Raw genomic sequence first — 26971 nt, 5'->3', positions numbered from 1 at the left:
TAGGTGTTGGCTGATCCGGCGCTATCGCGGGCAAGCCCGCTCCCACATTGGATCTATGTTGTTAATGAGAGGGTGGATGGATGCGCGTATGGATCGATGCCGATGCCTGCCCCCGGGCGGCCAAGGATCAGGTGGTCAAGTTCGCCCTCAAGCGCCAGTTCGAGGTGGTATTGGTGGCGGGGCAGAGCCAGATCAAGCCGAGTTTTGCGTGCGTGAAGTTGATCGTAGTGCCCAGTGGCCCGGATGCGGCGGACAATTACCTGGTGGAGCACGCCGTTCCTGGTGAGCTGGTGATCTGCAGCGATGTGCCCCTGGCTGATCGGCTGGTAAAGAAGGGCGTGACGGCGCTCGACCCCCGTGGCAAGGAGTTCAGCCCGGCGAACATGAGCGAGCGTCTGGCGGTGCGCAACCTGTTTACCGACCTGCGTGAACAGGGCCAGATGGGCGGTGGGCCACCGCCCCATAGTGAAAAGGACAAGCAAGCCTTCGCCAATGCCCTGGACCGCCTTCTCACCCAGTTGATGCGTCTGGCTTGACCTTGTAGTGAGCGGGCTTGCCCCGCGCCGCGGTGTGTCAGGTAAGCGTGAGGCGCCTGGTATACCGCGGCGCGGGGCAAGCCCGCTCACTCCATTCAATGGGGTGCTCAGTCGTTTTCGTGAGTGAGTTCGAGCACCCGGTCCACCAGCTTGTTGATGCCTGACGCCACTTCACTGATGTTCTTGCCCAGCATATAGGCCGGTGTGCTTACCAGCTTGCGCGCCTTGTCTTCCACGATATCTTCGACGGCGCATTCCTGGTGGGTGGCGCCCATCTTGTCCAGGGCGGCCGCCGTGTCGGCGCAGTTGCCGATGGTGCAAGTCACGCCCGGCCCGTAGATCTTCGCGGCCAGCGCCGGCGAGATGCAGATCAGCCCCACCGGCTTGCCCGCTTCGGCAAACGCTTCAGCCAGTTCCAGCACCTGCGGGTTGACGCTGCAACCGGCGCCTTGCACGGCAAAGTTGGACAGGTTCTTGGCTGCGCCAAAGCCACCCGGCACGATCAGCGCATCAAATTCTTCAGCATTGGCTTCGCGAATATCCTTCACGTCACCGCGGGCGATCCGCGCCGACTCCACCAGCACGTTGCGCGATTCGGGCATCTCTTCACCGGTGAGGTGGTTGATCACGTGCAGTTGCGCAATATCGGGGGCAAAACATTGGACCTGAGCACCGCGCTGGTCCAGGCGCAGCAAGGTGATCACGCTTTCGTGGATCTCTGCGCCGTCGTACACGCCGCAGCCGGAAAGGATCACTGCAATCTTTTTGCTCATGGGCATTTCTCCTGGGGTCATGGCGTTAAATGTCTACTAATTTGTCACCTGTTGCCAATGGGCTCTTGCGCGGCTGCACCTAATCTAGATGTAACAAAAACAAACCGGACCAGACCATGGACTTCGTGCCTTACGCGGTACCGTTTTTCATCGCCTTGATCGTGGTGGAGCTGCTTGCCGACCACTGGCGCGGCGAGCGCAACTATCGGGTGGCGGATGCCATCAACAGCCTCAGCACCGGCGTGCTGTCCACCACCACAGGGTTGTTGACCAAGGGGGTGGGGATCCTGACCTACGCCTTCGCCCTCAAGCACCTGGCGCTCTTCGAATTGCCGGCCCAAAGCGTGTGGACCTGGGTATTCGCCTTTGTGTTCTACGACTTCTGCTACTACTGGCTGCACCGCATGGGCCATGAGCGCAATATCCTGTGGGCCGCGCACTCGGTGCATCACCAGAGCGAGGACTACAACCTCAGCACCGCCCTGCGCCAGACCAGCACCGGCTTTCTGCTGAGCTGGATCTTCTACCTGCCGCTGGCCGTTGTCGGTGTGCCGCTGGTGGTGTTTATCAGCGTGGCGTCCCTCAACCTGCTGTACCAATTCTGGGTGCATACCCGTCACGTGCCCAAGCTTGGCTGGTACGAGTGGTTCTTCGTCACGCCGTCCAATCATCGGGCCCACCATGCACAGAACGCTCTCTACATGGATCGCAACTACGGCGGGGTGTTCATTGTTTGGGACCGGCTGTTTGGGTCGTTCCAGGAAGAAGACGACAACGAACCGGTAATTTTCGGCGTGACCACGCCTTTGGCCAGCTGGAACCCGCTGTGGGCCAACCTGCAGTTTTATGCACAGCTGTGGAGTGATGCGCGGCGTACCGAGAGTTGGTGGGACAAACTGCGCATCTGGTTCATGCGCACTGGCTGGCGCCCGGCCGATGTGAAGGCCAAGTACCCGATGGCCAAGCCGGACCTGAGCCAGTTCCGCAAATTTGAAGTGCCGCTGGATGTGCGCCAACAGGTGTACATCGCCCTGCAGTTTGCGGCGTATGTGGGGTTTGGCAGCTATCTGATGAATTTTGGCGAGGGTTTACCCACCGCCGCGCTCGTCCTGGGCTGGAGTGCGATGGCGCTGGGATTGTTTACCCTGGGGGTCGCGCTGGAGAACCGCCCCTGGGCCTTCAAGGCCGAGCTGGTACGCCTGGCGTTGAATGTGCCGCTGGTATGGCTGGCGCCACTGGTGGGGCTGTGGCCGGCCAGCAACCTGGGTTGGCTGGGCCTGGTGAGTTACAGCCTGCTCAGCGTGATTGGCCTCTACTGCTGTAGAAGCCGGCTTACTCGACTGGCGTCTTAGGTGCTTCTACCGGAGCCTGCCCGGCAGCGAGCCGGGCCTTGGCGTCGGCGCAGGCCTCACGGGCGATGCGCGCGTTCTTGAAGCGACGGCGCAGCCACAGGCCGAAGCCCAATACCAGCAACGCGCCGAGCACCCACAGCTCGTATTTCTTGATGCTGCCCAGCATCCCTTCCAGCACGGCGCCGAAGTGATACGCCGCAGCGCCCAGGGCCACGGCCCAGATCGCGGCACCAATGCCGTTGAGGATCAGGTAGCGCAGCGGCGGATAGCCGGAAAGGCCAATCGCCACAGGCATGACCGTGCGCAACCCGTAGACGAAGCGGAAGCTCAACACCCAGATATCCGGGTGCTTGCGAATATGCTCCAGGGCCTTGTCACCCATCAATTGCCAGCGCGGCTTGCGCGCCAACAGCTTGCGGCCGTGTTTGCGGCCCATGTAATACCAGAGCTGATCGCCGGCGTAGCTGCCGAAAAAGGCAACGATCATCACCAGCTTGATATCCATGTAGCCACGGAATGCCAGGAAGCCTGCGAGAACCAGAATGGTCTCGCCTTCAAAGAAGGTGCCCAGGAAGAGCGCAAAGTAGCCGAAGTCATGCAGAAATTGTTGAAGCATGGTCTGGGGTGCTGGCGAAATGAACGCGCAGCCTACGCCTTCGCGAACATTCATGAAAGTATCGAGATGTGTCACGAAGTGAACAATTCCTACATAAACGACGAATGCGACTACAGGTCGCATCGATAAGCACAACTGTCATTCCTTCGTCATAATGGCCGCTTATAACTGCAACGCTCGCCCGTAAACGCGGGCTCAGGAGTCTGTCGTGAGCTTTACCCCTGCCAATCGCCTGTTCCCCGCCACCCGTCTGCGCCGCAATCGTCGTGATGATTTTTCTCGCCGCCTGGTCCGTGAAAACGTACTGACGACGAATGATCTGATCCTGCCGGTATTTGTGCTCGACGGTGAAAACCGGCGCGAAGCGGTGGCCTCGATGCCGGGTGTGGAGCGCTTGACCATTGATCAATTGCTGATCGAAGCGGCGGGTTGGGTCGAACTGGGGATTCCAGCGCTGGCGCTGTTCCCGGTGACGCCTTCTGAATTCAAATCCCTCGATGCCGCTGAAGCCTGGAACCCTGAGGGTATCGCCCAGCGCGCCACCCGCGCCCTGCGCGAGCGTTTCCCGGAGCTGGGGGTGATCACCGACGTGGCGCTGGACCCGTTCACCACCCACGGTCAGGATGGCATTCTCGACGAAGACGGCTATGTTCAGAACGACATCACCGTCGATGCGCTGGTCAAGCAAGCCTTGTCTCATGCCGCTGCAGGCGCCCAGGTGGTTGCACCGTCGGACATGATGGACGGCCGCATCCAGGCGATTCGTGAAGCCCTGGAGCTGGCTGGCCACGTCAACGTGCGGATCATGGCCTATTCGGCCAAGTACGCCAGTGCCTATTACGGTCCGTTCCGCGATGCGGTGGGCTCGGCGCTGAACCTGGGCAAGGCCAACAAGGCCTCGTACCAGATGGACCCGGCCAACAGCCATGAAGCCCTGCACGAAGTGGCGGCCGATCTCGCCGAAGGCGCCGACATGGTGATGGTCAAGCCCGGGATGCCCTACCTGGACATCCTTTACCGGGTCAAAGAGGAATTCAAAGTGCCGACCTTTGTCTATCAGGTCAGCGGTGAATACGCCATGCACATGGCCGCGATCCAGAATGGTTGGTTGAGTGAAGGGGTGATCCTCGAATCCCTGACTGCCTTTAAACGTGCTGGCGCTGATGGCATTCTGACCTACTTCGCCGCCCGCGCTGCCCAATTGCTTAGAGAGCAACAATAGCCCTCACAGGAACACTCGATGAATACCGAAGGACTCTCCGAAGTTGCTGTAAAAGACGCTCACCCGGTGGTTGAACAAGTCACCGAGACCCCGCCGGAGCTGGAGCCCGCACCGCCCGCCGTGGTGGCCGAGCCGCCTGTGCCGGCCCCGGTGGCGGCCGTCACCAACCTGGATGACAGCAGCCTGTACATCCACCGCGAGCTGTCACAACTGCAATTCAACATCCGCGTGCTGGAACAGGCGCTGGATGAGTCCTATCCGTTGCTGGAACGGCTCAAGTTCCTGCTGATCTTCTCCAGCAACCTGGACGAGTTCTTCGAGATCCGCGTGGCCGGCCTCAAGAAGCAGATCACCTTTGCCCGTGAACAGGCCGGCGCAGACGGCCTGCAACCCCACCAGGCGCTGGCGCGCATCAGCGAGCTGGTGCACGGCCATGTCGACCGCCAGTACGCGATCCTCAACGACATCCTGCTGCCGGAACTGGAAAAACATCAGGTCCGCTTCATCCGTCGCCGCCACTGGACCACCAAGATCAAGACCTGGGTGCGCCGCTACTTCCGCGACGAGATCGCGCCGATCATCACCCCGATCGGCCTTGACCCGACGCACCCGTTCCCGCTGCTGGTGAACAAGAGCCTCAACTTCATCGTCGAGCTGGAAGGTATCGACGCGTTCGGTCGCGATTCTGGCCTGGCGATCATCCCGGCGCCACGCTTGCTGCCACGGATCATTAAAGTACCCGAGGAAGTGGGTGGCCCTGGCGACAACTATGTATTCCTGTCGTCGATGATCCATGCGCACGCCGATGACCTGTTCCAGGGCATGAAGGTCAAGGGCTGCTACCAGTTCCGCCTGACCCGTAACGCCGACCTGGCGCTGGACTCCGAAGACGTCGAAGACTTGGCCCGTGCCCTGCGCGGCGAGCTGTTCTCGCGCCGTTACGGCGATGCGGTGCGCCTGGAAGTGGCGGACACCTGCCCGAAACACCTCTCGGACTACCTGCTCAAGCAGTTCAACCTGGGCGAGACCGAGCTGTACCAGGTCAATGGCCCGGTGAACCTGACGCGCCTGTTCAGCATCACCGGCCTGGACAGTCACCCGGAGCTGCAATACACCCCGTTCACCCCGCAGATCCCGAAACTGCTGCAAAACAGCGAGAACATCTTCAGCGTGGTGAGCAAGCAGGACATCCTGCTGCTGCACCCATTCGAGTCCTTCACCCCGGTGGTCGACCTGCTGCGCCAGGCTGCCAAGGACCCGCACGTGTTGGCCGTACGCCAGACCCTGTACCGTTCCGGCGCCAACTCGGAAATCGTCGACGCCCTGGTCGACGCCGCGCGTAACGGCAAGGAAGTTACCGCGGTGATCGAGCTGCGAGCGCGGTTTGACGAAGAGTCCAACCTGCAACTGGCCAGCCGCCTGCAAGCGGCGGGTGCGGTGGTGATCTACGGCGTGGTCGGCTTCAAGACCCACGCCAAGATGATGCTGATTCTGCGCCGCGAAGCCGGCGAGATCGTGCGTTACGCCCACTTGGGCACCGGCAACTACCACGCCGGCAACGCCAAGCTCTACACCGACTACAGCCTGCTGACTTCCGACGACGCCTTGTGCGAAGACGTCGGCAAGTTGTTCAGCCAACTGATTGGCATGGGCAAGACCTTGCGCATGAAGAAGCTGCTGCACGCGCCGTTCACCCTCAAGAAGGGCATGCTCGACATGATTGCCCGCGAGACTCAGTTCGCCCTCGACGGCAAACCGGCGCACATCATTGCCAAGTTCAACTCGCTGACCGATCCGAAGATCATCCGCGCGTTGTACAAGGCAAGCCAGTCCGGTGTGCGCATCGATTTGGTAGTGCGTGGCATGTGCTGCCTGCGCCCGGGCATTGTCGGCGTGTCGCACAACATCCATGTGCGCTCGATCATCGGGCGCTTCCTGGAGCACACGCGGGTGTTCTACTTCCTCAACGGCGGCGAAGAGCAGATGTTCCTCTCCAGCGCTGACTGGATGGAGCGCAACCTCGATAAGCGGGTAGAGACCTGCTTCCCGGTGGAAGGCAAGAAGCTGATTATGCGGGTCAAGAAGGAGCTGGAAAGCTACCTCACCGACAACACCCACAGCTGGAGCCTGCAGTCGGACGGCCGTTACGTGCGCAACACGCCAACCGGCAACCAGAACCCGCGCAGTGCGCAGGCGACGTTGCTGGAGAAGTTGGGTAGCCCGATTTTGTCGGTGAATTGAGGCGTTACCCAGCAGCATAAAAAACGGCCCCATCGAGGGCCGTTTTTTATGCTGGCGCTTTACCCCTGTAGGAGCCGGCTTGCCGGCGATGACGTCAGTGCAGTCGTCGCTGGGCTTGAGGCTGCCATCGCCGGCAAGCCGGCTCCTACAGGGGGGGCGTCGTTTGGGTTAGCGCAGGTTCAGGCTGAAACCCACCCGCGTCAGCCACTCGGCTTCCTGGGCGAAGTCCGCCTGGGTCAGTTGGTTTTCATCCAGCCAGCCTTTGGGGAATACCACGTCCAGGCTGTCGCCGTCGGCGCGCAGGGTCACCTGGGGCATTTCCTGGGTGCCACGGATGTGGTGGAACAGGATCGCAAAGCGCAGCAGCACGCACAGGCGAATCAGCTTGATGCCTTCGTCGCCGAACTCGGCGAACTTGTCCCGGGGAATGTTGCGACGATGGCCGCGTACCAGCAGGGCGAGCATCTGTTGGTCTTCGCGGGAGAAGCCGGCGAGGTCCGAGTGCTCGATCAGGTAGGCGCCATGCTTGTGGTAATGGTAGTGGGCGATGTCCAGGCCCACTTCATGCACCTTGGCGGCCCAGCCCAGCAGCTCGCGCCAGACACCGTCTTCGAGGTCCCAGTCCTCGGCCACCTGGTCGAAGGCGTGCAGGGCCTTGCGCTCTACGCGGGCGGCCTGTTCCAGGTCGACGTGATAACGCTCCATCAGCGACGTGAGGGTGCGCTCACGCACGTCTTCATGATGATGGCGACCCAGCAGGTCATAGAGCACGCCTTCGCGCAGGGCACCGTCACAGTGGTCCATGCGTTGCAGTTCGAGGGCGTCGAAGATGGCTTCGAGAATCGCCAGGCCGGCTGGGAAAATGGTACGGCGGTCGGGCTTGATGCCATCGAAGTCGATCTTTTCGGCGTCCCCCAGCTTGAACAGCTTGCGCTTGAGCCATGCCAGGCCTTCGGCGTTGACCTCGCCGGTGCCATGGCCGCCGGCCTTGAGGGCCAGGCCGATGGCGCGGATGGTGCCGGACGAGCCGATGGCTTCATCCCAGGTCAGGCGGTGCAGGGCATGCTCGATGCTCATGATCTCCAGGCGGGCTGCCGTGTAGGCCTGGGCGTAGCGCGCCGGCGTGATCTTGCCGTCCTTGAAATAGCGTTGGGTGTAGCTGACGCAGCCCATCTGCAGGCTTTCGCGCAACAACGGTTCAAACCGCTGGCCAATGATGAATTCGGTACTGCCGCCACCGATGTCGGCGACCAGGCGTTTGCCAGGGGTATCAGCCAAGGTGTGGGATACGCCGAGGTAGATCAGGCGGGCCTCTTCACGGCCGGAGATGACTTCTACCGGGTGCCCCAGGATCTCTTCCGCGCGGCGGATGAATTCGCCGCGGTTGCGCGCTTCACGCAGGGCGTTGGTGCCGACGATCCGCACAGCGCCCTGGGGCATGCCGTTGATCAGTTGGGCAAAACGTTTGAGGCAATCGAGGCCGCGTTGCATGGATTCTTCGTTGAGCTGGCGCTCGTCGTCGATGCCGGCAGCCAGCTGCACTTTCTCGCCGAGCCGCTCAAGGATGCGGATTTCGCCGTTCTGGGCCTTGGCCACGACCATGTGAAAGCTGTTGGAGCCCAGGTCGATGGCGGCGATCAGGGACAGATTCTTGGCTTGGGATTGCGGCATGGTTTGGGGGTCTCGGTCGATAACCTTGCCATCGTGCCACGATCGACCGCTGACGCCAACGCGTAGTGCGCCGGGAATTTCTCTGAGGGGGCTTGTGGGAAGTAAATGTAGGAAATGTAGGCTGTCATTCCAGGCTTGAGTCGAGATGTTTGACGACTCTGTAGGAGTCTTTAACTTTCAGTGGTTGTTCTTAAGATTTCGATTTGGCCTACAAGTTAAAAGCTGCTGGCAACACCATTGATATGTTTGGGACTACTGTTTGATCAGGCACGGGCGACCTATTGTTTTAATCGTTCCCACAATAAAGAAGGTTCCGTCTTATTCTTAAGTGAAGTGCCAAAGCGACAGACTGTCACTCGGCAATTTTGCCGTGGTGTTATTTATTTATGAATTTGTATTGGCAGGGCAAAAATAAATACACCGGAAAACTTCAGTGACAGGTCGAATATGAAAAAAATAGTTGGATTTGCAATCAGCTTGGCGTGCTTGTCTGTGGCAGTCAGTGCACAAGCCACCACCAGTGCGCAATTGGTGGTAAGAGGGACGATTACCCCGGCGTCCTGCAACCTCAGCCTGACCGGCAGCGGCATTATCGATTACGGCGTCATACGGTCGGGTGAGTTGTCCCAGACGGCGTTCAACCCGCGTGAGGAGCGCAGCACTTCCCTGGTGGTCAGCTGTGGGGCCACGCCTGCGATGTTTGGCCTGACCTTCACCGATCTGCAGGCCGGTAGCAAGGTGCCCGGTATCCTGGGTACGGGCTTTAGCGAAGCGCAGAACTACGGCCTTGGCTCCACAGGCGCCCGGCGAACCGGAGGCTACTCGATCACGCTCAAGGACCTGAGGGCTCCGGGCCTGGTGCTCAACCCAATCATGCGCACCGGCACGGGAGCCTGGCAGAACAGCGATGGCAAAGTTGCCCAAGCGCCTGCTCAGTACTCGTGGCGCAGCGGCACCGCAGCAACACCGGCATCGATTGCCCAGTTGACTGGCACCATCGCCGTGAAGGCTGTTATCAACAAAGCGCAGGATCTGGACCTGAGCCGCGACGTTTCCATTGATGGGCGCGCCACACTGGTATTGAGCTACCTCTAAATAGTTGGCAACAGCCGATAAAGAATCCATTTGTTTCTTGTCGGCTGTTTTTGTGTGGGTGTTTGATTATTAGAAGTTGGCGTGGCCAGCTCCGGGGGAACTAAGTGCGCGGTCTTTCCATAATAAGTAAGGCTTTTGCTTTAAGTGCAATGGTTAACGGCTGTTTGCCGGGTATTACTGTAGCGGACGGCATGCGGCCTGAAACCACGTTGATTGTTCTTTATGAGGAGGAGGGTGAGGCCACCCTTAATGTGAAGAACACGGATGATGGCCCTGCACTGCTTCATTCAGTGGTGGAGAGCCTCCCGGAAGATCAGGAACCCTTGCTTGTCGTCACCCCACCCATCACCCGTGTAGAGGCGGGCGAGACGCAGTTAGTGCGCTTCATCAGCACACTCAAGGAGCCCTTGAAGACCCAGCGTTTGAAGCGTGTGTCCTTTGAAGGCATTCCTCAGGCTCGGGCTGCGGGCGCTGCGACCATTGGTATCACCCTGCGACAGAACCTGCCGCTGATCCTGCACCCAGAGGGCCTGCCCCGACACGCCACCCCTTGGGAGCTGCTGAGGTGGGCCCGTGATGGCGAACGCCTGGTTGTTCACAACAGCAGTGCGTACGTCGTACGGCTGGCACCTGATGTGAAGTTGCTGCCACACAATGGGCTGGCCACGTTGCCGCGCACTTACATTTTGCCGGGGGAAACCCTGACGGCACGGCTGGAAGGCCGGCTTGAGGGGACGACCGTTGAGATCCAGCCGGCTACGGTCTATGGGTTTGCAGCCGACAGCTATCAGGCTCCTATCAACGCCAGCGAGGGTTGAGGGGGCCATGTCCAACCTAACAACGCGAGCCAGCAACGGTTTCGCCACGCTCTGGCTTGGTCGCCCCTCATTGTTCGTGGGGCTGGCGACGCTGTGCGGGCTGCCTGGCTTGGTGTCTGCCTTGGAGCTGGGCGAAGGGTTCGACCTCGCGGCCCTGACTACCCATGGTATTGATCCTAAGGTCTCTGATTACTTTCGCAGTGCCGCGCGTTTTCGTGAGGGTGTCCAAGTGGTGGGGCTGCGGGTCAATGGCAACCCACTGGGGTTGGTCGATGCGCGGTTCGATCAGCGCGGCCAATTGTGTTTTACCCCGGGGTTCCTGGAAAAGGCCGGTTTGGTGACGCCCGCCGAGGTTGCCCATGAAAGGGCGACAGCGGATCAGGCTTGCCATGATTTTCTTGGCGCGTTCCCGACGACCATGGTGCGGTTGCGTCCGGGCAATGACGAGGTGGTGCTGGTCGTGCCAACCCAATCGTTGCGCGAGCCCGAATGGGAGGCTGGGCGCTTTTCGTCGGGGGGCACGGCCGCCGTGTTCAATTACGACGTGCTGGGTTTTGACAGCCGTACACGGGGCGAACCCAGCCGGTTTGTGTCGGCCTACACGGAGGCCGGTTTCAACCTGGGGGACTGGATTGTGCGAAGCCGCCAATTTTATGTTTCCGACAACGGTGAGTCGCGTACCGAACACCTTTATGCCTATGCCCAGCGGGATCTGGCTGCGCTGCAATCAACCTTCCAGGTGGGGCAGTTGTCCAGTAGTAATCCGGTATTCGGGGGTACGCAGTTTTCGGGTTTCCAGTTATCCCCCGATGGACTGTCCCGAACCCAGGCAGGCGCAAACAACGTAGTGGTCGAGGGCCTTGCCCAGAGCCAGTCGCGTATTGAAGTCCGCCAGTCCGGGGTGCTGATTCACAGCACGCTGGTGCCTGAAGGGCCTTTTCGGCTGACCGGACTGCCGTTGCTCAACGGCACCAGCGACCTGGACGTCACCGTGATCGATGTACGAGGCGCAAAGCGTAGTTTTGTGGTGTCGGCGGCGTCGTTCAGGGGCGTAGCGCCTGCTGCACCCGGCTATTACTTTTCGGTGGGCAAGGTGCGGGGGCTTTCGGACGGTGACAGTCATACCCCAATGTTTGCGATGGGCAGTGGCACCTGGGGCCTGGGGCGTGATTCAAGCTTGGGCCTGGGCCTGTTGAGTGCCGAAGATTACTGGGCGGCGGGCGGCACCCTGGGCAGCGTTTTTTTTCAGCGGGTAAATGTGGCCGCACGTCAGAACGTATCCCGGGACAACCGCCAATCAGTCTCCGGGGCCCGCAGTACCCTGTCGGTAAGCAGCCCGGTGTACGCCGACCTTGACCTTAACCTGAGTGCCACCCATCAGACCCCTGGCTATCGCGAAGTAGTTGAAACCGGTCGAACGCTCAGGGCGGGCGATCTCAATTCCCGTTTCAAGAACCAATACACGGCGGGCCTCAGTTGGGTTGACCCTGTGATGGGTGGGTTCTCCCTGGGCTATACGCGCAGCGCCCAATTTGATGGGCGGTCGGTGGAGCATGTTTTTGCATCATGGAACAAATCGTTCAGTGGCACGGACGTCGCGTTGATTGCCGATTCACAGGTTGGCGGTCGAGGGGCGAGGCACGACGCCACACCGGGAAACCGCAGGCGGGAGACAGCACTGGATGAGGGGCTTTCCTTGCGTCTGCAGGTCAGTGTGCCATTGGGCGGTGATCGTCGCGTCAGCAGTTATGCCAGTCGTCGGGGCCAGCAGTTCAACGCCGGGACGGCGCTCAGTGAGCGGGTCAACGACGCGGTGAGTTACGAAGTGGGAAGCGAGCGGGACTTCAAGGCCCGGGAGCAATCGGTGCGCGGCCAACTCAACCTGATACCGCGTTATACCCAGGTCGGCCTGGGCGCCAGCCGTGACTCGCAGAGCACCAGTTATTCGGGGCAGTTGCGCGGCGGTGTCGTGGCGCACGAGCGTGGAGTGACCTTCTCGCCCTACACGGTCCAGGACACATTCGGCATCGTCTCGGTGGGCGACATCGGCTCGGCAAGAATCGACACCCCTCAAGGCCCGGTCTGGACCGACCCACGTGGGAAGGCGGTCATCGCCGGCCTGCCGGCCTACACCAACAGCCGTATCGAAGTGCTAACCCGATCCCTGCCCAAGCGGGTCGATTTGAAGAATGGCACTCAGGTGATTGCCGCCGGCCGAGGGTCGTTCAATACCGTCGACTTCGAGGTGGTGAAGGTGCGCCGCGTGTTGCTTAAGGCCAGCGATGAGCAAGGTCGGCCACTGCCCCAGGGCGCGTCGGTGTTCGGCGCGGATAACCGCTTCCTGACCAGCGTGGTGGGTGATGGCATGATTTTCCTGAGTGACGTCAGAGAGCCGCAGAGCCTGCGGGTTTCACTGTCTGACTCATCCTCCTGCCAACTGCGCCTGGCCCCCGAAGCAGAACTCAACAATGACAAACTGTATGAAACCACGTCGGCGGTGTGCCATGGCCGTTAAAGCAATGCATTTGGGCCTGCTCTTGTGTGGGGCGGTAATTGCCTTGAGTGCACGGGCAAATGACTGTCGATTGTCCATCAGCCAGCCTCGTGTCGATTATGGTGCTATCCGCAGTGAGCGCCTGGTTGAACGTGCTTCGGTGGCGATGGGCACGCGCACGGTGCATCTGAACATTCTGTGCGTGGAGCCCTCGACAATGGCGTTGCGCTTCAACGGTACAGCGGCCGATGGGGAGAGTTTTCGCTTTGGGCGCGAGGGGCGCTTTCGAATAAGCCTCAAGCATGCCCAATTGGATGGACGTGCGGTGGAGTGGGCAATGATGGGGGAGCAGTCCGGCGGCCAGCTACTGCCGGGCCGGATACTGTCGGCGCCCTGGGTTGGTCGTCGATTGACGGCCCAGGTTGAGATCGATACCGACCTGCCCGCCGACGCCCTGCGCGTACGCAGCTACACGGTGCTGGAGGGGCAGGGCAGTTTCGAGCTGGTCAGTCTGCCTGTTCCACCGAGCCGATGAAGTTGGCGAACTCGGGCGTTTGCGGGTGGGCGAACAACACCTTGGGGTCCCCCACTTCATGCACCTTGCCCTGGTGCATGAACACCAGCTTGTCGCCCACTTCCCGGGCAAAGCGCATTTCGTGGGTCACCATGATCAAGGTCATGCCGTCCTTGGCCAGTTGACGCACCACGCTGAGCACTTCGTTGACCAGTTCCGGGTCGAGGGCGGAGGTGATTTCATCGCACAGCAGCACCTTGGGTGACATGGCCAGGGCGCGGGCGATCGCCACGCGTTGCTGTTGGCCCCCGGACAGGCGATCAGGAAAGGCGTCGAACTTCTCGCCCAGCCCGACGCGCTCCAGCATCTGCTTGGCCAACTGGGCCGCCTTGGCCTTGGGCACCTTCTGCACCACTTGTGGCGCGAGCATGACGTTTTCGCCCACCGTCAGGTGCGGGAACAGGTTGAACTGCTGGAACACCATGCCGACTTTCTGCCGCAGGGTGCGCAGGTCGGCGCGGGCGGCGTCGAGGTATTCGCCGTCGACTTCGATCACGCCGTCGTTGATCGATTCCAGGCCGTTGAGGGTACGCAGCAAGGTGGATTTACCCGAGCCGCTGCGGCCGATGATCGCCACCACCTGGCCTTCTTCAACGGTCAGGTCGATGCCCTTGAGCACATGGTGATCGCCGTAATACTTATGCAGGGCGGAAATTCTAAGCAGAGGCATGCAGTCTCCTTTCCAGGTAGCGCGCACTGAGGGACAAGGGGTAGCAGAGCAAGAAGTAACCAAGGGCCACCAGTCCGTAGACCATGAAGGGTTCGAAGGTGGCGTTGGCGAGCATGCCGCCGGTCTTGGTCAGTTCGGTGAAGCCGATGATCGAGGTCACCGCGGTGCCTTTGATCACCTGCACCGAGAAACCCACGGTGGGCGCCACGGCAATTCGCAGGGCCTGGGGCAGGATCACGTAGCGCAGTTGCTCCAGCGGGTTAAGCGCCAGGCTGGCCGAGGCTTCCCACTGCCCGTGGGCGATGGAGTCGACGCAGCCTCGCCAGATTTCGGCGAGGTAGGCGCTGGTAAACAAGGTCAGCGCAATCGCAGCTGCCAGCCAGGGCGAGATATCCACACCGAGCAGCGCGATGCCGAAAAACACCAGGAACAGCTGCATCAACAATGGCGTGCCCTGGAACAGTTCGATATAGGTACGGGCCACATTGCGCGGGAAGGCCTTGGTGCTGATGCGCATCGTCATCACCAGCAGGCCGATCACCCCGCCGCCGACAAACGCCACCAGCGACAGCAGCAAGGTCCATTGCAGGCCGGTAGCGAGGTTGCGCACGATGTCCCAGAAAGAGAAATCACTCATCGGCTGTTCCTCATCACGTAACGGCGGCCGATCCAGTTGAGCAACTGGCGAATCATCAGCGCCATGCACAGGTACACCAGGGTGGTCAGTGCATAGGTTTCAAAGGCGCGGAAGTTGCGCGACTGGATAAAGTTGGCGGCAAAGCTCAGTTCTTCAGTGGCGATCTGCGAACACACCGCCGAACCGAGCATCACGATGATGATCTGGCTGCTCAGGGCCGGCCATACCTTGCCCAGCGCCGGCAGCAGCACCACGTGGCGGAACGCCTCGAAACGGGTCATTGCCAACGCTGCCGCCGCTTCCAGTTGGCCACGTGGAACGGCCTGGATGCCTGCGCGAATGATCTCGGTGGAGTAGGCGCCGAGGTTGATCACCATCGCCAACACTGCGGCTTGCCACTCGGTGATTTTCAGCCCCAGGGACGGCAGGCCAAAAAAGATGAAGAACAGCTGTACCAGGAACGGCGTGTTGCGGATCAACTCGACATACACCCCGAAGAACCAGGCGAACGGCTGGATCTTCCACGCCCGCACCACGGCGCCGACGGTGCCCAGGGCCACCCCCAGGATCGCGCCGATGGCCGTCAGTTCCAGGGTGAACAGCGCGCCGCGCAACAGCAGGTCGGTATTGGCCAGCACCGGCACAAAGTCAAATTGATACGCCATCAATCAGCTCCGTTGCGTCAAAGGTCGGCGGGCAGCGGCTCTTTAAGCCATTGCATCGCGTTCTTTTCCAGGCTGCCGTCGGCCTTGGCGGCGACCAGGATCTGGTTGACCTTTTCCAGCAGCGCCGGCTCGTTCTTGTTCACGCCCACGTACACCGGCGAGTCCTTGAGTTTTACCTTCAGCGCAGGTACGCGTTTGGGGTTGCGTTCGCTGATCGCCACCATCACCACGTTACCGCTGGCAATCAGGTCGACCTGGCCGGCCAGGTAGGCGGCAATGGTCGAGTTGTTGTCTTCGAAGCGCTTGATGGTGGCTTCCTTGGGGGCTACGGCGGTCAGCTCGATGTCTTCGATCGCACCGCGTGTCACGCTGATGGTCTTGCCCTTGAGGTCGTCGGTGGTGCTGACAGGCGCGTCAGGCGGGCCAAACACAGCCAGGTAGAACGGCGCATAGGCCCTGGAGAAGTCGATGACTTTTTCACGCTCGGCGTTCTTGCCCAGGCTGGAAATCACCAGGTCGACCTTGCCAGTGGTGAGGAACGGGATACGGTTGGTGCTGTTGACGGGCGTCAGTTCCAGCTTGACCTTGAGTTGGTCGGCCAGCAGCTTGGCGGTGTCGATGTCCAGGCCGCGGGGTTTCATGTCCGGGCCGACTGAACCGAACGGCGGGAAGTCCTGGGGCACGGCGACCTTGAGGGTGCCACGGGCGACGATATCGTCCAGACCGTTGGCCTGGGCGGGGGCCTGGCTCAGCATCAGGCTGGCAAACAGGGCTGTGAGCAGGGCGCTGTAGCGCTTGGTCATGGCAACTCTCCGGGAAGGGCGAAGGGAAATCTGTCTTGGTCCAGTGCACAGCCCATGCCAGCCCCTTCAAGTTGGCTTGCAACGCTGGTGTTTGTTGAGGTGCGGTGGTCTTACTGGTCTGAACAGTGCGCAGATTTTTCGCACCCTTTTCGAGCGTCGACAAAACCCCGCGAGCCCCTTTGGGGCGTGGCTTGCCGTGGGCTGCGAATAGCTTTACAACTAGCCGCACCGTTGACTGCAACCTTGAGTTTTCCATGAATTCCATCGCCCAAGCCGTACCGGAAGCGGCCCTGCAGGCCATCCGCAAACTGATCAATGAGCAAGGCTTCGGGCCGGGTGATGCCCTGCCGTCCCAGCGCGACCTGGCGGTGCAGTTGGGGGTCAGCCGGGCGTCTTTGCGCGAGGCGCTGTCATCTCTGAGCGCCTTGGGGGTGGTCAGTGTGCAACCGGGCAAAGGGGTGTTCGTGCAGGCGGTGGAGGAGTCGCCGGGGTTTGCCTGGCCTTTTGCGGCGCAGGCCACGCCGCTGGATATCTTTCAGTTGCGCTATGCCCTCGAAGGCTTTGCGGCAGGGCTGGCGGCGGTCACGTTGACACTCGATGAGCTTGATAGCCTGCAAGACAATGTTGAAGCGATGCGCAAGGTGCTCAAGGCGGGTGACTTTGAAGCGGCGGCGCGGTTGGACTTCGAATTCCACCAGCGCATTCTGCTGGCCAGCGGCAACCAGGCGATGGTGAGCATCCTGAGTGCCAGTGCCGAGGTATTCCTGGAGAGCCAGAAACTACCGTTTATCCGGCCGGAGCGGGCCATGGAGACCTGGCAGGAACACCGCAAGATCTTGCGTGCCCTGGCCCGGCGCGCCAGTGCTGCCGCGCAGAAAGCCATGCAGGAACACGTACGCAACGCGGCATTGCGCACCGGCATCGCCTTCGTGACTCCCGTCGCGCCGTGAGTTGAGCTATACCCAAACTCATGCACCACCATAGCAAGACTCAATCAGAGGCGGCTTCCTGAACGGGGGAAGGGCGGCTATGATGGGCCACGTTTTTTTTGCTTACAATCCGGAGACATCCATGAGCAACGATCTTATCAAGCACGTCACCGACGCGACCTTTGAGGCCGAAGTACTCAAGGCTCAGGGCCCGGTGCTGGTTGACTACTGGGCTGAATGGTGTGGCCCTTGCAAAATGATCGCGCCTGTTCTGGACGACATTGCGACCACTTACGAAGGCAAACTGACCATTGCCAAGCTGAACATCGACGACAACCAGGAAACCCCCGCCAAGCACGGCGTGCGTGGTATTCCTACGTTGATGCTGTTCAAGAACGGCGAAGTTCAGGCGACTAAGGTCGGTGCGCTGTCGAAGTCCCAGCTGCAAGCTTTCCTCGACGCGAACATCTAAGCGTCGTCAAAAAAGCCCCGCAAATAGCGGGGCTTTTTCGTGAAACAGGGCTAGACGCTCCCAAACTCAGGTGTTACATTCGGCCCCGCACTGGTTTCTCCACTGCCCCCTGCATGCCGTCGCCGACGCACTCCTTTTCGATTAGTACGCGATCCTGTCGCCTTCTCCGCGGCGCGGCCTCATTAAGCCAAAAGCTTAATTTCCCCCCTCCATAAATGATTACGTCATTCCTATATGAATCTGACTGAACTCAAGCAAAAGCCGATTACCGACCTGCTCCAGCTGGCCGAAGAAATGGGCATAGAAAATATGGCCCGTTCGCGCAAGCAGGACGTGATTTTCTCCCTGCTGAAAAAGCACGCGAAAAGCGGTGAGGAAATCTCCGGTGATGGCGTGCTGGAGATTCTCCAGGACGGCTTCGGCTTCCTCCGCTCTGCAGACGCCTCCTATCTCGCCGGCCCAGACGATATCTACGTCTCGCCGAGCCAGATCCGTCGCTTCAACTTGCGCACCGGTGACACCATCGTTGGCAAGATCCGCCCTCCAAAGGAAGGCGAGCGTTATTTCGCGCTGCTCAAGGTCGACACGATCAACTTTGATCGTCCCGAGAACGCGAAGAACAAGATTCTCTTCGAGAACCTGACCCCGCTGTTCCCGACCGTGCGCATGAAGATGGAAGCCGGTAACGGTTCCACCGAAGACTTGACCGGTCGTGTGATCGACCTGTGCGCCCCGATTGGCAAAGGCCAGCGTGGCCTGATCGTCGCCCCGCCGAAAGCCGGCAAGACCATCATGCTGCAGAACATTGCCGCGAACATCGCGCGTAACAATCCTGAAGTTCACCTGATCGTGCTGTTGATCGATGAGCGTCCGGAAGAAGTGACCGAAATGCAGCGCACCGTGCGCGGCGAAGTGGTTGCCTCGACGTTCGATGAGCCGCCAACCCGCCACGTGCAGGTTGCCGAAATGGTGATCGAGAAGGCCAAGCGCCTGGTCGAACACAAAAAGGACGTAGTGATCCTGCTGGACTCCATCACCCGTCTGGCCCGTGCCTACAACACCGTGATCCCGAGCTCCGGCAAGGTATTGACCGGTGGTGTCGATGCACACGCCCTGGAGAAACCGAAACGTTTCTTCGGTGCTGCGCGAAACATCGAAGAAGGCGGCTCGCTGACCATTATCGCCACCGCACTGGTTGAAACCGGCTCGAAGATGGACGAAGTGATCTACGAAGAGTTCAAGGGTACCGGCAACATGGAGCTGCCCCTGGACCGTCGTATCGCGGAGAAACGCGTATTCCCGGCGATCAACATCAACCGTTCCGGCACCCGCCGCGAAGAGTTGCTGACGGCCGACGACGAACTGCAGCGCATGTGGATCCTGCGCAAGCTGCTGCACCCGATGGACGAAGTAGCCGCCATCGAGTTCCTGGTCGACAAGCTGAAAACCACCAAGACCAACGACGAGTTCTTCCTGTCGATGAAGCGTAAGTAAAACGACGTTTCAGGTCCGAAAAAATGGCGTCCTAAGGGGCGCCATTTTTTTTGCGTCAGAAAAGGGAGGTTTGTGCGGCATAAGTGTCAGTAAAGAAACAAAAAAGGTGAGCGAGGCTACGCTCACTTCCATTCGTATCAGGCTGACTACGTTTTATGACTGCTCTTGCTTACCGAAGAGACATCGATGGCCTGCGCGCCGTTGCGGTTCTGGCTGTGGTGCTGTTCCATTTTGGGGTGCCCGGTGTCACGGGCGGCTTCGTCGGCGTTGACGTGTTTTTTGTGATTTCAGGCTTCCTGATCACCTCGATCATCTGGCGGGAGCGCCAGGCGGGGCGCTTCAGTTTTGTGGATTTCTGGGCGCGGCGTGCCCGGCGCATTCTGCCGGCGCTGTTTGTGATGATGGCGGCCACCCTGGCCGTGGGCTGGTTCTTGCTGGCGCCCAAGGACTACGAGGAGCTTGGGCGGTCAGTGCACTACCAGGTGATCTTCACCTCCAACCTGCTGTTTTCCCGCCAGCACGGCTACTTCGAAGCTGCCTCCGACATCAAGCCGCTGTTGCACACCTGGTCGCTGGCGGTAGAAGAGCAGTTCTACATCATCTTCCCGCTGCTGCTGACCTTACTGGCCAGCCGCCTGAAACATTGGCGCCTGGCGTTGTTCGGGATTTTGCTGGTGTCGTTCGGCATGAGCCTGTGGGCGGTGGCCCATACGCCGCAAAAGGCGTTCTACCTGTTGCACCTGCGCGCCTGGGAGTTGCTGGCCGGCGCCATGCTGGCGGTGATGCCCGTGCGCGACTGGCGTGCGTCGCCCGCCCTGGCCCAAGGGGTCAGCCTGTTGTCGATGGCGCTGATACTGATCGCCGTATTCGCCTTCGATTCAGCCACACCGTTTCCCGGCGCTGCCGCGTTGTTGCCGGTGCTGGGTGTGGTCGGCCTGATCTGGGCCAACGGCCAGCAACCCACCTGGGTCGGGCGCGTGCTGAGTTCACGGGTGATGGTGGGCGTGGGGCTGATTTCCTATTCCTGGTACCTGTGGCACTGGCCGGTGTTCGTGTATGCCAGCTATGCCGCGGTTGATGGTCTGAGCCCGATGGAGCTGGGCGGTCTGATGCTGCTGAGCCTGGTGTTGGGCTACCTTTCCTGGCGGCTTGTGGAAACCCCGTTTCGGGAAAAGCGCTTGCTGCCTGGGCGCGAGGCGATTCTGGCGGCGGCGTGTGTCGGGATCCTGTGCCTGGGCTTAACCGGTGTGGCGTTGCGCAAGGCCGATGGTGTGCCGTCGCGTCTGTCCGAGCAGGCCCTGCGTTATGCCCAGGCAAAAAAGTGGAGCCCTGAGTTGATGGCGTGCATGGCAGACAAAGACACCCCCGACGAACGGCTGTTTTGCCATTTTGGTCCTAAAGGCAGCTCGGTGTCCGCGCTGGTGTGGGGTGACAGTCACGCCACTGCCTTGATTCCAGCACTTGAGATAGCGGCCAAGCGGCATGACATCAGCTTGGTCGAGGCCAGTTTTGCGGGCTGTGTGCCTTTGGATGGCCTGGAGAACATTGCCCGCTGCGCTCATTTCAATCATCGCGTGGAAAAGGCGATGGCCGAGCAATCCTTCAGCGATGTGGTGTTGGCGGCGCGCTGGAGCTTGTACCTCTACGGGCAGATGTCCGGTGACAAAGAGCACGCGCTGAAGGACCCCGCCACCGGCCAATACGTGCGCGCCATCGCCGAGCAGCGCTTCGCCCAGGGGCTGCGAGAGCGCATCAAAGGGTTGCGGGCCGCAGGCCACAGGGTCTGGCTGGTCAAGGAGGTGCCGCTGCAGGAAATCATCGTGCCTTACCGGCTCAGTCGCCTGGCCATGATGCACCGGCCGGTGGACCGAGAAGGCCTGCCCGTGGCCGAGCACCTCAAGCGCCAGGTTTTTATCTCCCAGCTGTTTGCCGAGTTGGCAGCGGCCGACAGCGGTGTCACGGTGCTCGACCCCGCGCCCTTGCTGTGCGGCGCCGATGGCTTGTGCCGGGTCGAGCTCAACGGCCGAGCGCTGTACACCGACGACAATCACCTCTCTGATGTCGGCGCACGGCACGTCGAGGCCTTCCTGGAACCGTTATTCCGTTCGCTGCAATCCCGAGGGCTGACGGCCAATTAAGCTGCCAGCCGCCCTCAGAGCAGGTAGGATGTACGCCTATTTTACGGGTGGCATGGTTAATGAAATTCAAGGATCTTCGGGATTTCGTGCAGCAACTTGAGCAGCGCGGAGAGTTGAAACGTATCCAGATGCCGATTTCACCGGTACTGGAAATGACTGAGATTTGCGACCGTACCCTGCGCAACAAGGGCCCGGCGCTGCTGTTCGAAAACCCGACCGGCTTTGACATCCCGGTGCTTGGCAACCTGTTCGGCACCCCCGAACGCGTGGCCTTTGGCATGGGCGCCGAGTCGGTCAGCGAGCTGCGCGAGATCGGCAAGCTGCTGGCCTTCCTCAAGGAGCCCGAGCCACCCAAGGGCTTGAAGGACGCCTGGTCGAAGCTGCCGATCTTCCGCAAGATCATTGCCATGGCGCCCAAGGTGGTCAAGGACGCGGTCTGCCAGGAAGTGGTTATCGAGGGTGACGACGTCGACCTGGCCATGCTCCCGGTGCAGACCTGCTGGCCCGGCGACGTCGGCCCGCTGATCACCTGGGGCCTGACCGTCACCAAGGGCCCGAACAAGGACCGCCAGAACCTCGGCATCTACCGCCAGCAAGTGATCGGCCGCAACAAGGTGATCATGCGCTGGCTCAGCCACCGTGGTGGCGCGCTGGACTTCCGCGAGTGGTGCGAAAAGCACCCCGGCAAACCGTTCCCGGTTTCCGTGGCCCTGGGCGCCGACCCGGCGACCATCCTTGGCGCTGTGACCCCGGTGCCGGACAGCCTGTCCGAGTACGCCTTCGCTGGCCTGCTGCGCGGTAACCGCACCGAGCTGGTGAAGTGCCGTGGCAACGACCTGCAAGTGCCCGCCACTGCCGAGATCATCCTTGAAGGCGTGATTCACCCGGGCGAAATGGCCGACGAAGGCCCGTACGGCGACCACACCGGCTACTACAACGAAGTCGACAGCTTCCCGGTGTTCACCGTCGAGCGCATCACCCATCGGATCAAACCGATCTACCACAGCACCTACACCGGCCGTCCACCGGATGAGCCGGCCATTCTCGGCGTGGCGCTCAACGAAGTGTTCGTGCCGATCCTGCAAAAGCAATTCCCGGAAATCACCGACTTCTACCTGCCGCCCGAGGGCTGTTCGTACCGCATGGCCGTCGTGACCATGAAGAAGTCGTACCCGGGCCACGCCAAGCGGGTAATGCTGGGTGTGTGGTCGTTTTTGCGACAGTTCATGTACACCAAGTTCGTTATCGTCACCGACGACGACATCAACGCCCGCGACTGGAACGACGTGATCTGGGCCATCACCACGCGCATGGACCCCAAGCGCGATACGGTGATGATCGACAACACGCCGATCGACTACTTGGACTTCGCTTCGCCGGTGTCGGGCCTTGGGTCGAAGATGGGCCTGGACGCCACCCACAAATGGCCAGGTGAAACCACCCGCGAGTGGGGCCGGGTGATCGTCAAGGATGAAGCCGTGACAGCCCGTGTCGATGCGATCTGGAAAGAATTGGGAATAGATTGATGCGTGTAACCCTGCAACCTTCCGGCGCTGTGCTGGAGCTGGTCCCTGGCGAGCGAATCCTCGAAGGCGCGCGTCGCCTGGGCTATGAATGCCCCCAGGCCTGCCGCAATGGTGTGTGCCACGTGTGTGCGGCGCTGTTGGTGGAAGGCCGGGTGGCGCAGGCTGGTGAGGTGCGTGATCATGGCGAGTTCTACACCTGCATCGCCGAGCCGCTGGAAGATTGCATTGTGTTGTGGGATGGCGTGCTGGCGCCGGGAGAGTTGCCGTTGCGCAAGTTGTCGTGCCAATTGAGCGAATGCGTGGAAGTCGGTGGCGACGTGTGGCGCGTGCGCCTGCGGGCGCCGGCCGGCAAGGCGGTGCGCTATCACGCCGGGCAGTACCTGATGATCGAGCGGGACAATGGCGAGAAGTCCGCCTTCTCCCTGGCGTCCGCGCCCCACGCCGGGCGCGAGCTGGAACTGCATGTGCTGGCCCGCGAGGACAGCGCCCGCAACTTGCTCGAACAGCTGCAGCGCAACCAGATGGCGCGCATTGAGCTGCCGTTTGGCGACACCCACCTGGCCGAGCTGCCGGACGGGCCCCTGGTACTGATCGCTGCGGGCACCGGCATGGCGCAGATGCACAGCCTGATCGAGCATTGCCGCGCCTCCGGCTTCAAGCACCCGGTGCACCTGTACTGGGGCGTGCGTCGTCCAGAAGATTTCTATGAGATCGAACACTGGGACCAGTGGCAGCAACTGCCCAATCTGTTCCTGCACAAAGTCGTCAGCGACCTGTGCGGTTGGGAAGGGCGTTGCGGGTTGTTGCATGAAGCGGTGTGCGAAGACATCAGCGACCTCAAGGCCGTGCATGTCTACGCCAGCGGTTCGCCGGCGATGATCTACGGCACGCTGGACGCGCTGGTAGAAGCCGGCATGGATGCACACCAGATGCGTGCCGACGTCTTCGCCTACGCCCCCCGTCCCTGACTTCACGCGGATTTGATGTGGGAGCAGGCAAGCCAGCTCCCACAATGATTTGCGTTGCTGTCAGAAACGCACACCAGTGGTCACCATCGCCGCGTTGAACCCCAGCAACACCACTTCCGCCGCCACCGGCCCGTAATGCGTGCCGACCGACGGGATGATCACCGGCGCAACGCCAAAACGGTTCAACGGGATCTTGTCGCGGTATTCGCCGCGATAGCCCTGGATCACCCCCGCTGTGAGCTTTAAATACACCGGGTAGTCAGCCATGTCGTAGCGCTTGCCTGCATAGGCGTAATACGAGCGCTGGCTGAACGAGTTGCGAAAGGTCGCTCCGCCAATCACCAGCCCTGACGCTTGATTGCGCTCCAGGCCGATCAGGTCCTGGTGGTTGTTGTGGTCGGGGTCGGGCGAAAAGTGGCGGGTGTAGAGGCTGGTCTGCGCGTACCAGAAACCCTTGTCGTCATTGGCCGCAGGCATTTCGCCGGCCAGGGCGGCAGAGGCCTGGGCGAGGAACAGCAGGCCAGGCAGTGTGGATTTTTTCATGGGTGCGACCTCGATAGTCGGTTTGAAAGGCGGCTAGTTGGGTCGTGACATGGGCACTATTTTGACGGCTTGACGCCGGCCCAGGCTGAACCGGGGCTGAAAGTACCGGGATTGCCTGGGCCAATCCTGATGAACGGGCGCGGGCGCTTATGCTTTCGCTTATTCTTTTTGGGTATTTAATTTATTCAATAGATATCTTTAGGCTATATCGCAACGGACTACCGATTATCTGCCACTAACCAATAACTGACCGCCACCGCCCGCCAGCCGGATCGATCGTATGCATTCAGAGCATTGACGTTCTGACTTTGATTCCAAGGGGAGCGGTATGGGGAGTTACAAGAAACACGCGCTGTACACGGCGATTTTGTCGGCCAATTTGCTGACCGCCGTGGGATTCAATCCAGCACAGGCGGCGGAAACAGCTGCGGCCGATGCACCTAAGCTCGACACGGTTATTGTCACCGGCACCCGCGCCCAGGAGCGCACGGCCAGTGCGTCGCTGTCGCCCATCGATGTGATCTCTGGCGACACCTTGCGCAGCACTGGCTCCGATGAACTGGGGGCGGTGCTGGCGCGACTTATTCCTTCGATCAATTTCCCACGCCCAAGCCTGGTGGACGGCGCCGAGCTGGTGCGTCCGGCACAGTTGCGTGGCCTGTCGCCGGATCAGGTGCTGGTGCTGGTCAACGGCAAGCGCCGCCATACCAGCGCGTTCGTCAACCTGGGTGGTGCGGTGGGCCGCGGTTCGGCGCCTGCCGATTTGAATGCGATTCCGCTGTCGGCGGTCGATCATATCGAAGTGCTGCGCGACGGCGCGTCTGCGCGCTACGGCTCCGACGCGATTGCCGGTGTGATCAACGTGATCCTCAAGCACGACGACCACGGCGGTTCGGTTTCCACCAAGTTTGGCGAGTACAAGAAGGGCGATGGTATCCAGCGCAATCTCAGCGGCAATACCGGCTTTGCGTTGGGCGACAATGGCTTTTTCAACCTCTCCGGCGAAGGTGCCGACAACGACTACACCAACCGCGCCGGCAATGACTTGCGGCCGGCGAGCGTCGGTTCGACCACCTATGGTCAGCGGGTCTTCCGCCAAGGCGAGCCGGCCACCAATGAAGGCAAACTGCAGTTCAACTCCGCCTACGCCTTCAACGACGGGCTGGAGTTCTACACCTTCGGCGGCTACAGCAAGCGGCGTGGCGAGACCGCCGCGTTCTATCGCGCCAGCAATGCCTCCAACAACATTGTGGCGCTCAACCCCAATGGCTACCTGCCGCTGATCAAGGGCAACCTCGAAGACACTTCGCTGGTAGTGGGCTTGCGCGGCCTGTTGGCCTACGACTGGCATTACGACCTGTCGGCCAACTACGGCAAGAACCAATATGCGCTGAGCACTGAAACCATCAACACCTCCCTGGGCCTGGCCACGCCGCGCAAGTTCGACAACGGCACCCTGAGCAATGACCAGAAACAGGTCAGCCTGGACCTGTCCCGTGAATTCGATGTGGGCTTTTTGCCGTACCCGGTTTCCGTGGCGTTTGGCGGCGAGTACCTGCACCAGGGCTATGAAATCGAAGCGGGCGAACCGGCGTCCTACTACCAGACCGGCAGTTCGGGCCTGGGTGGTTTCCGGGATGCCGACGCCGGCAGCAGTTCGCGACACAACTGGGCCCAATACCTGGACCTGGAAACCAACTTCACTGAAAAACTCAGCGCGTCGGCCGCCGTGCGGCATGAGGATTACAGCGATTTTGGCTCCAACGTCAGCGGTTCGCTGTCGGCCCGCTACGACTTCACCCCACAGGTGGCCTTGCGCGGCAGTATTTCCAACGGCTTCCGCGCGCCGTCCCTGGCCCAGCAGAACTTTGCCTACACCTCGTCGCAGTTGATCGGCAGCACCATCCAGGAAGCCGGCACGTTCCCAGCCAACAGCAGAGTGGCCCGTTTGCTCGGCGCCGAAGACTTGAAGGCCGAGAAGTCGCGCAACTACAGCCTCGGCCTGGTACTGGAACCGGCGGATGACCTGACCGTGACGGTGGATGTGTACCGCATCGACATCCGCGACCGCATCAGCCTGTCCTCCAACCTTAACCTCAACCCGGCGACCATTGCCTACCTGCAAGCCAATGGGGTCGGCAACATCAATTACACCAGCGCCCGTTACTTCACCAACGCCACCGACACCAGCACCGACGGTGTCGACCTGGTTGCCAACTATCGTTACCAGTTCGACAACGGCATCCGCTGGAACAGCACCGTGGGCTACAACTACAACCACACCAAGGTCACGGACGTGAAGGCCAACCCGGCCATCCTCGACAGCCTGGGCGCCAACCTGGTGCGGGTCGACCGTCGCGAGCGCATTGGTTTGCTCGGCGACACGACGCCCCAGCACAAGCTGAGCCTGGGCAACGACTTCACCTACGGCCATTGGGCGCTGCACAGCAACCTGGTGCGCTATGGTGAATTCACCAGTTACCAGGCGGACAAGGTCAACGACCAGACCTTCAAGGCCGCGTGGGTGCTGGACCTGTCGGCGGACTACAAGCTCAAGAACTGGACCTTCACCCTGGGCGGCGACAACGTCACCGACAAATACCCGGAAAAGGTCAATGCTTTCGCCAGCAGCGGCGGCAACCTCGCCTATAGCACTTTTTCGCCGTACGGTTACAGCGGCGCGTTCTATTACGGTAAAGTTGCCTATAACTGGTAGTACGCAGGAGACCTAAGC

At 60.8% G+C, this 26971-nt stretch carries 23 protein-coding genes; 15 read left to right on the top strand and 8 right to left on the bottom strand.

Annotated features, from left to right (window positions below):
* The first annotated feature begins 80 nt into the window (after positions 1 to 80).
* Positions 81 to 536 carry a YaiI/YqxD family protein gene (locus HX792_RS15415; RefSeq protein ID WP_176996887.1) on the top strand — a complete coding sequence of 152 codons (456 nt, stop codon included), beginning with the start codon at positions 81 to 83 and terminating at the stop codon, positions 534 to 536.
* A gap of 107 nt (positions 537 to 643) precedes the next feature.
* On the opposite strand, the gene elbB is transcribed toward HX792_RS15415, so the two are convergent.
* The gene (gene elbB / locus HX792_RS15410; RefSeq protein WP_176996886.1) at positions 644 to 1309 is read right to left on the bottom strand and encodes an isoprenoid biosynthesis glyoxalase ElbB; all 666 of its coding nucleotides are present in this window, start codon (positions 1307 to 1309) and stop codon (positions 644 to 646) included.
* 116 nt (positions 1310 to 1425) lie between these two features.
* Between elbB and HX792_RS15405 the strand changes: the two genes are divergently transcribed.
* Positions 1426 to 2661 (top strand): sterol desaturase family protein, encoded by a 1236-nt coding sequence (locus tag HX792_RS15405; protein ID WP_176996885.1) that lies wholly within the window; start codon positions 1426 to 1428, stop codon positions 2659 to 2661.
* Here HX792_RS15405 and HX792_RS15400 read toward each other — a convergent pair.
* A complete protein-coding gene (locus HX792_RS15400) occupies positions 2642 to 3277 on the bottom strand; it encodes a DedA family protein (RefSeq protein ID WP_176996908.1) in 636 nt (211 codons plus the stop codon). The two genes, HX792_RS15405 and HX792_RS15400, sit on opposite strands and share 20 nt — an antisense overlap.
* Before the next feature lie 208 nt (positions 3278 to 3485).
* On the opposite strand from HX792_RS15400, the gene hemB reads away from it, so the two are divergent.
* Together hemB and ppk1 are read left to right on the top strand one after the other, a co-directional pair.
* Positions 3486 to 4499, top strand: coding sequence for a porphobilinogen synthase (gene hemB, locus HX792_RS15395; protein WP_176996884.1), 1014 nt, complete (start codon positions 3486 to 3488; stop codon positions 4497 to 4499).
* Between the two features lie 18 nt (positions 4500 to 4517).
* A complete protein-coding gene (gene ppk1, locus HX792_RS15390; RefSeq protein WP_176996883.1) occupies positions 4518 to 6740 on the top strand; it encodes a polyphosphate kinase 1 in 2223 nt (740 codons plus the stop codon).
* Between the two features lie 168 nt (positions 6741 to 6908).
* Here ppk1 and ppx read toward each other — a convergent pair whose 3' ends face one another.
* Positions 6909 to 8411: an exopolyphosphatase gene (gene ppx / locus HX792_RS15385; protein ID WP_176996882.1), complete on the bottom strand. Its 1503-nt coding sequence runs from the start codon at positions 8409 to 8411 to the stop codon at positions 6909 to 6911.
* Between the two features lie 447 nt (positions 8412 to 8858).
* Here ppx and HX792_RS15380 point away from each other — a divergent pair, with 447 nt between their 5' ends.
* The 4 genes from HX792_RS15380 (at position 8859) to HX792_RS15365 (ending at position 13353) form a co-directional block, all read left to right on the top strand.
* A complete protein-coding gene (locus tag HX792_RS15380; RefSeq protein WP_176996881.1) occupies positions 8859 to 9506 on the top strand; it encodes a DUF1120 domain-containing protein in 648 nt (215 codons plus the stop codon).
* 149 nt (positions 9507 to 9655) lie between these two features.
* Complete coding sequence (locus tag HX792_RS15375) at positions 9656 to 10324, top strand: fimbria/pilus chaperone family protein (protein WP_176996907.1); 669 nt, start codon at positions 9656 to 9658, stop codon at positions 10322 to 10324.
* 7 nt (positions 10325 to 10331) lie between these two features.
* A complete protein-coding gene (locus HX792_RS15370; protein ID WP_176996880.1) occupies positions 10332 to 12839 on the top strand; it encodes a fimbria/pilus outer membrane usher protein in 2508 nt (835 codons plus the stop codon).
* Complete coding sequence (locus HX792_RS15365; RefSeq protein ID WP_176996879.1) at positions 12829 to 13353, top strand: hypothetical protein; 525 nt, start codon at positions 12829 to 12831, stop codon at positions 13351 to 13353. The genes HX792_RS15370 and HX792_RS15365 overlap by 11 nt, the downstream gene beginning before the upstream one ends.
* Here the strand turns inward: HX792_RS15365 and HX792_RS15360 are convergent.
* Genes HX792_RS15360 through HX792_RS15345 form a run of 4 tightly spaced genes read right to left on the bottom strand, consistent with a single transcriptional unit; the run spans position 13325 to position 16167 of the window.
* Positions 13325 to 14062 (bottom strand): amino acid ABC transporter ATP-binding protein, encoded by a 738-nt coding sequence (locus HX792_RS15360; protein ID WP_176996878.1) that lies wholly within the window; start codon positions 14060 to 14062, stop codon positions 13325 to 13327. The two genes, HX792_RS15365 and HX792_RS15360, sit on opposite strands and share 29 nt — an antisense overlap.
* Entirely contained in the window at positions 14049 to 14699 is a 651-nt protein-coding gene (locus HX792_RS15355; RefSeq protein ID WP_176996877.1) for an amino acid ABC transporter permease, read from the bottom strand. Before HX792_RS15355 ends, HX792_RS15360 begins: the two co-directional genes overlap by 14 nt.
* Entirely contained in the window at positions 14696 to 15364 is a 669-nt protein-coding gene (locus HX792_RS15350) for an amino acid ABC transporter permease (protein ID WP_176996876.1), read from the bottom strand. Before HX792_RS15350 ends, HX792_RS15355 begins: the two co-directional genes overlap by 4 nt.
* A 17-nt stretch (positions 15365 to 15381) precedes the next feature.
* Positions 15382 to 16167, bottom strand: coding sequence for a transporter substrate-binding domain-containing protein (locus HX792_RS15345; RefSeq protein ID WP_176996875.1), 786 nt, complete (start codon positions 16165 to 16167; stop codon positions 15382 to 15384).
* Between the two features lie 254 nt (positions 16168 to 16421).
* Here HX792_RS15345 and HX792_RS15340 point away from each other — a divergent pair, with 254 nt between their 5' ends.
* The 6 genes from HX792_RS15340 (at position 16422) to HX792_RS15315 (ending at position 23694) form a co-directional block, all read left to right on the top strand.
* Positions 16422 to 17117, top strand: a complete 696-nt coding sequence (locus HX792_RS15340) for a FadR/GntR family transcriptional regulator (RefSeq protein WP_176996874.1) — start codon at positions 16422 to 16424, stop codon at positions 17115 to 17117.
* A gap of 121 nt (positions 17118 to 17238) precedes the next feature.
* Positions 17239 to 17568 carry a thioredoxin TrxA gene (gene trxA / locus HX792_RS15335; RefSeq protein WP_176996873.1) on the top strand — a complete coding sequence of 110 codons (330 nt, stop codon included), beginning with the start codon at positions 17239 to 17241 and terminating at the stop codon, positions 17566 to 17568.
* A 234-nt stretch (positions 17569 to 17802) separates the two neighbouring features.
* Positions 17803 to 19062 carry a transcription termination factor Rho gene (gene rho / locus HX792_RS15330; RefSeq protein ID WP_016973082.1) on the top strand — a complete coding sequence of 420 codons (1260 nt, stop codon included), beginning with the start codon at positions 17803 to 17805 and terminating at the stop codon, positions 19060 to 19062.
* Positions 19063 to 19217: 155 nt separating this feature from the next.
* Positions 19218 to 21200, top strand: a complete 1983-nt coding sequence (locus tag HX792_RS15325) for an acyltransferase family protein (protein ID WP_176996872.1) — start codon at positions 19218 to 19220, stop codon at positions 21198 to 21200.
* 59 nt (positions 21201 to 21259) lie between these two features.
* A complete protein-coding gene (gene ubiD / locus HX792_RS15320; protein ID WP_016973080.1) occupies positions 21260 to 22726 on the top strand; it encodes a 4-hydroxy-3-polyprenylbenzoate decarboxylase in 1467 nt (488 codons plus the stop codon).
* Positions 22726 to 23694, top strand: coding sequence for a CDP-6-deoxy-delta-3,4-glucoseen reductase (locus tag HX792_RS15315; protein ID WP_176996871.1), 969 nt, complete (start codon positions 22726 to 22728; stop codon positions 23692 to 23694). The genes ubiD and HX792_RS15315 overlap by 1 nt, the downstream gene beginning before the upstream one ends.
* A 60-nt stretch (positions 23695 to 23754) precedes the next feature.
* On the opposite strand, the gene HX792_RS15310 is transcribed toward HX792_RS15315, so the two are convergent.
* The gene (locus tag HX792_RS15310; RefSeq protein ID WP_176996870.1) at positions 23755 to 24237 is read right to left on the bottom strand and encodes a sn-glycerol-3-phosphate transporter; all 483 of its coding nucleotides are present in this window, start codon (positions 24235 to 24237) and stop codon (positions 23755 to 23757) included.
* A gap of 328 nt (positions 24238 to 24565) precedes the next feature.
* Between HX792_RS15310 and HX792_RS15305 the strand changes: the two genes are divergently transcribed.
* Positions 24566 to 26953 (top strand): TonB-dependent siderophore receptor, encoded by a 2388-nt coding sequence (locus HX792_RS15305; RefSeq protein WP_176996869.1) that lies wholly within the window; start codon positions 24566 to 24568, stop codon positions 26951 to 26953.
* Positions 26954 to 26971 lie beyond the last annotated feature (18 nt).

This window comes from Pseudomonas sp. B6002, assembly GCF_013385985.1.
Classification (GTDB): domain Bacteria; phylum Pseudomonadota; class Gammaproteobacteria; order Pseudomonadales; family Pseudomonadaceae; genus Aquipseudomonas.
The sequence above is the reverse complement of the archived record's forward strand: the minus strand, read 5'-3'. Positions and strand labels throughout refer to the sequence as shown.

Bases quoted from the DNA above. Each gene is read 5' to 3' on its own strand.
- ppk1 (WP_176996883.1), top strand. From the start codon at position 4,518: ATGAATACCGAAGGACTCTCCGAAGTTGCTGTAAAAGACGCTCACCCG.
- HX792_RS15305 (WP_176996869.1), top strand. From the start codon at position 24,566: ATGGGGAGTTACAAGAAACACGCGCTGTACACGGCGATTTTGTCGGCC.
- HX792_RS15370 (WP_176996880.1), top strand. From the start codon at position 10,332: ATGTCCAACCTAACAACGCGAGCCAGCAACGGTTTCGCCACGCTCTGG.
- HX792_RS15355 (WP_176996877.1), bottom strand. From the start codon at position 14,699: ATGAGTGATTTCTCTTTCTGGGACATCGTGCGCAACCTCGCTACCGGC.
- rho (WP_016973082.1), top strand. From the start codon at position 17,803: ATGAATCTGACTGAACTCAAGCAAAAGCCGATTACCGACCTGCTCCAG.
- trxA (WP_176996873.1), top strand. From the start codon at position 17,239: ATGAGCAACGATCTTATCAAGCACGTCACCGACGCGACCTTTGAGGCC.
- HX792_RS15345 (WP_176996875.1), bottom strand. From the start codon at position 16,167: ATGACCAAGCGCTACAGCGCCCTGCTCACAGCCCTGTTTGCCAGCCTG.
- HX792_RS15340 (WP_176996874.1), top strand. From the start codon at position 16,422: ATGAATTCCATCGCCCAAGCCGTACCGGAAGCGGCCCTGCAGGCCATC.
- HX792_RS15415 (WP_176996887.1), top strand. From the start codon at position 81: ATGCGCGTATGGATCGATGCCGATGCCTGCCCCCGGGCGGCCAAGGAT.
- HX792_RS15315 (WP_176996871.1), top strand. From the start codon at position 22,726: ATGCGTGTAACCCTGCAACCTTCCGGCGCTGTGCTGGAGCTGGTCCCT.
- elbB (WP_176996886.1), bottom strand. From the start codon at position 1,309: ATGAGCAAAAAGATTGCAGTGATCCTTTCCGGCTGCGGCGTGTACGAC.
- HX792_RS15350 (WP_176996876.1), bottom strand. From the start codon at position 15,364: ATGGCGTATCAATTTGACTTTGTGCCGGTGCTGGCCAATACCGACCTG.
- HX792_RS15360 (WP_176996878.1), bottom strand. From the start codon at position 14,062: ATGCCTCTGCTTAGAATTTCCGCCCTGCATAAGTATTACGGCGATCAC.
- HX792_RS15380 (WP_176996881.1), top strand. From the start codon at position 8,859: ATGAAAAAAATAGTTGGATTTGCAATCAGCTTGGCGTGCTTGTCTGTG.
- ubiD (WP_016973080.1), top strand. From the start codon at position 21,260: ATGAAATTCAAGGATCTTCGGGATTTCGTGCAGCAACTTGAGCAGCGC.
- HX792_RS15400 (WP_176996908.1), bottom strand. From the start codon at position 3,277: ATGCTTCAACAATTTCTGCATGACTTCGGCTACTTTGCGCTCTTCCTG.
- HX792_RS15365 (WP_176996879.1), top strand. From the start codon at position 12,829: ATGGCCGTTAAAGCAATGCATTTGGGCCTGCTCTTGTGTGGGGCGGTA.
- ppx (WP_176996882.1), bottom strand. From the start codon at position 8,411: ATGCCGCAATCCCAAGCCAAGAATCTGTCCCTGATCGCCGCCATCGAC.
- HX792_RS15375 (WP_176996907.1), top strand. From the start codon at position 9,656: ATGGTTAACGGCTGTTTGCCGGGTATTACTGTAGCGGACGGCATGCGG.
- HX792_RS15310 (WP_176996870.1), bottom strand. From the start codon at position 24,237: ATGAAAAAATCCACACTGCCTGGCCTGCTGTTCCTCGCCCAGGCCTCT.
- HX792_RS15325 (WP_176996872.1), top strand. From the start codon at position 19,218: ATGACTGCTCTTGCTTACCGAAGAGACATCGATGGCCTGCGCGCCGTT.
- HX792_RS15405 (WP_176996885.1), top strand. From the start codon at position 1,426: ATGGACTTCGTGCCTTACGCGGTACCGTTTTTCATCGCCTTGATCGTG.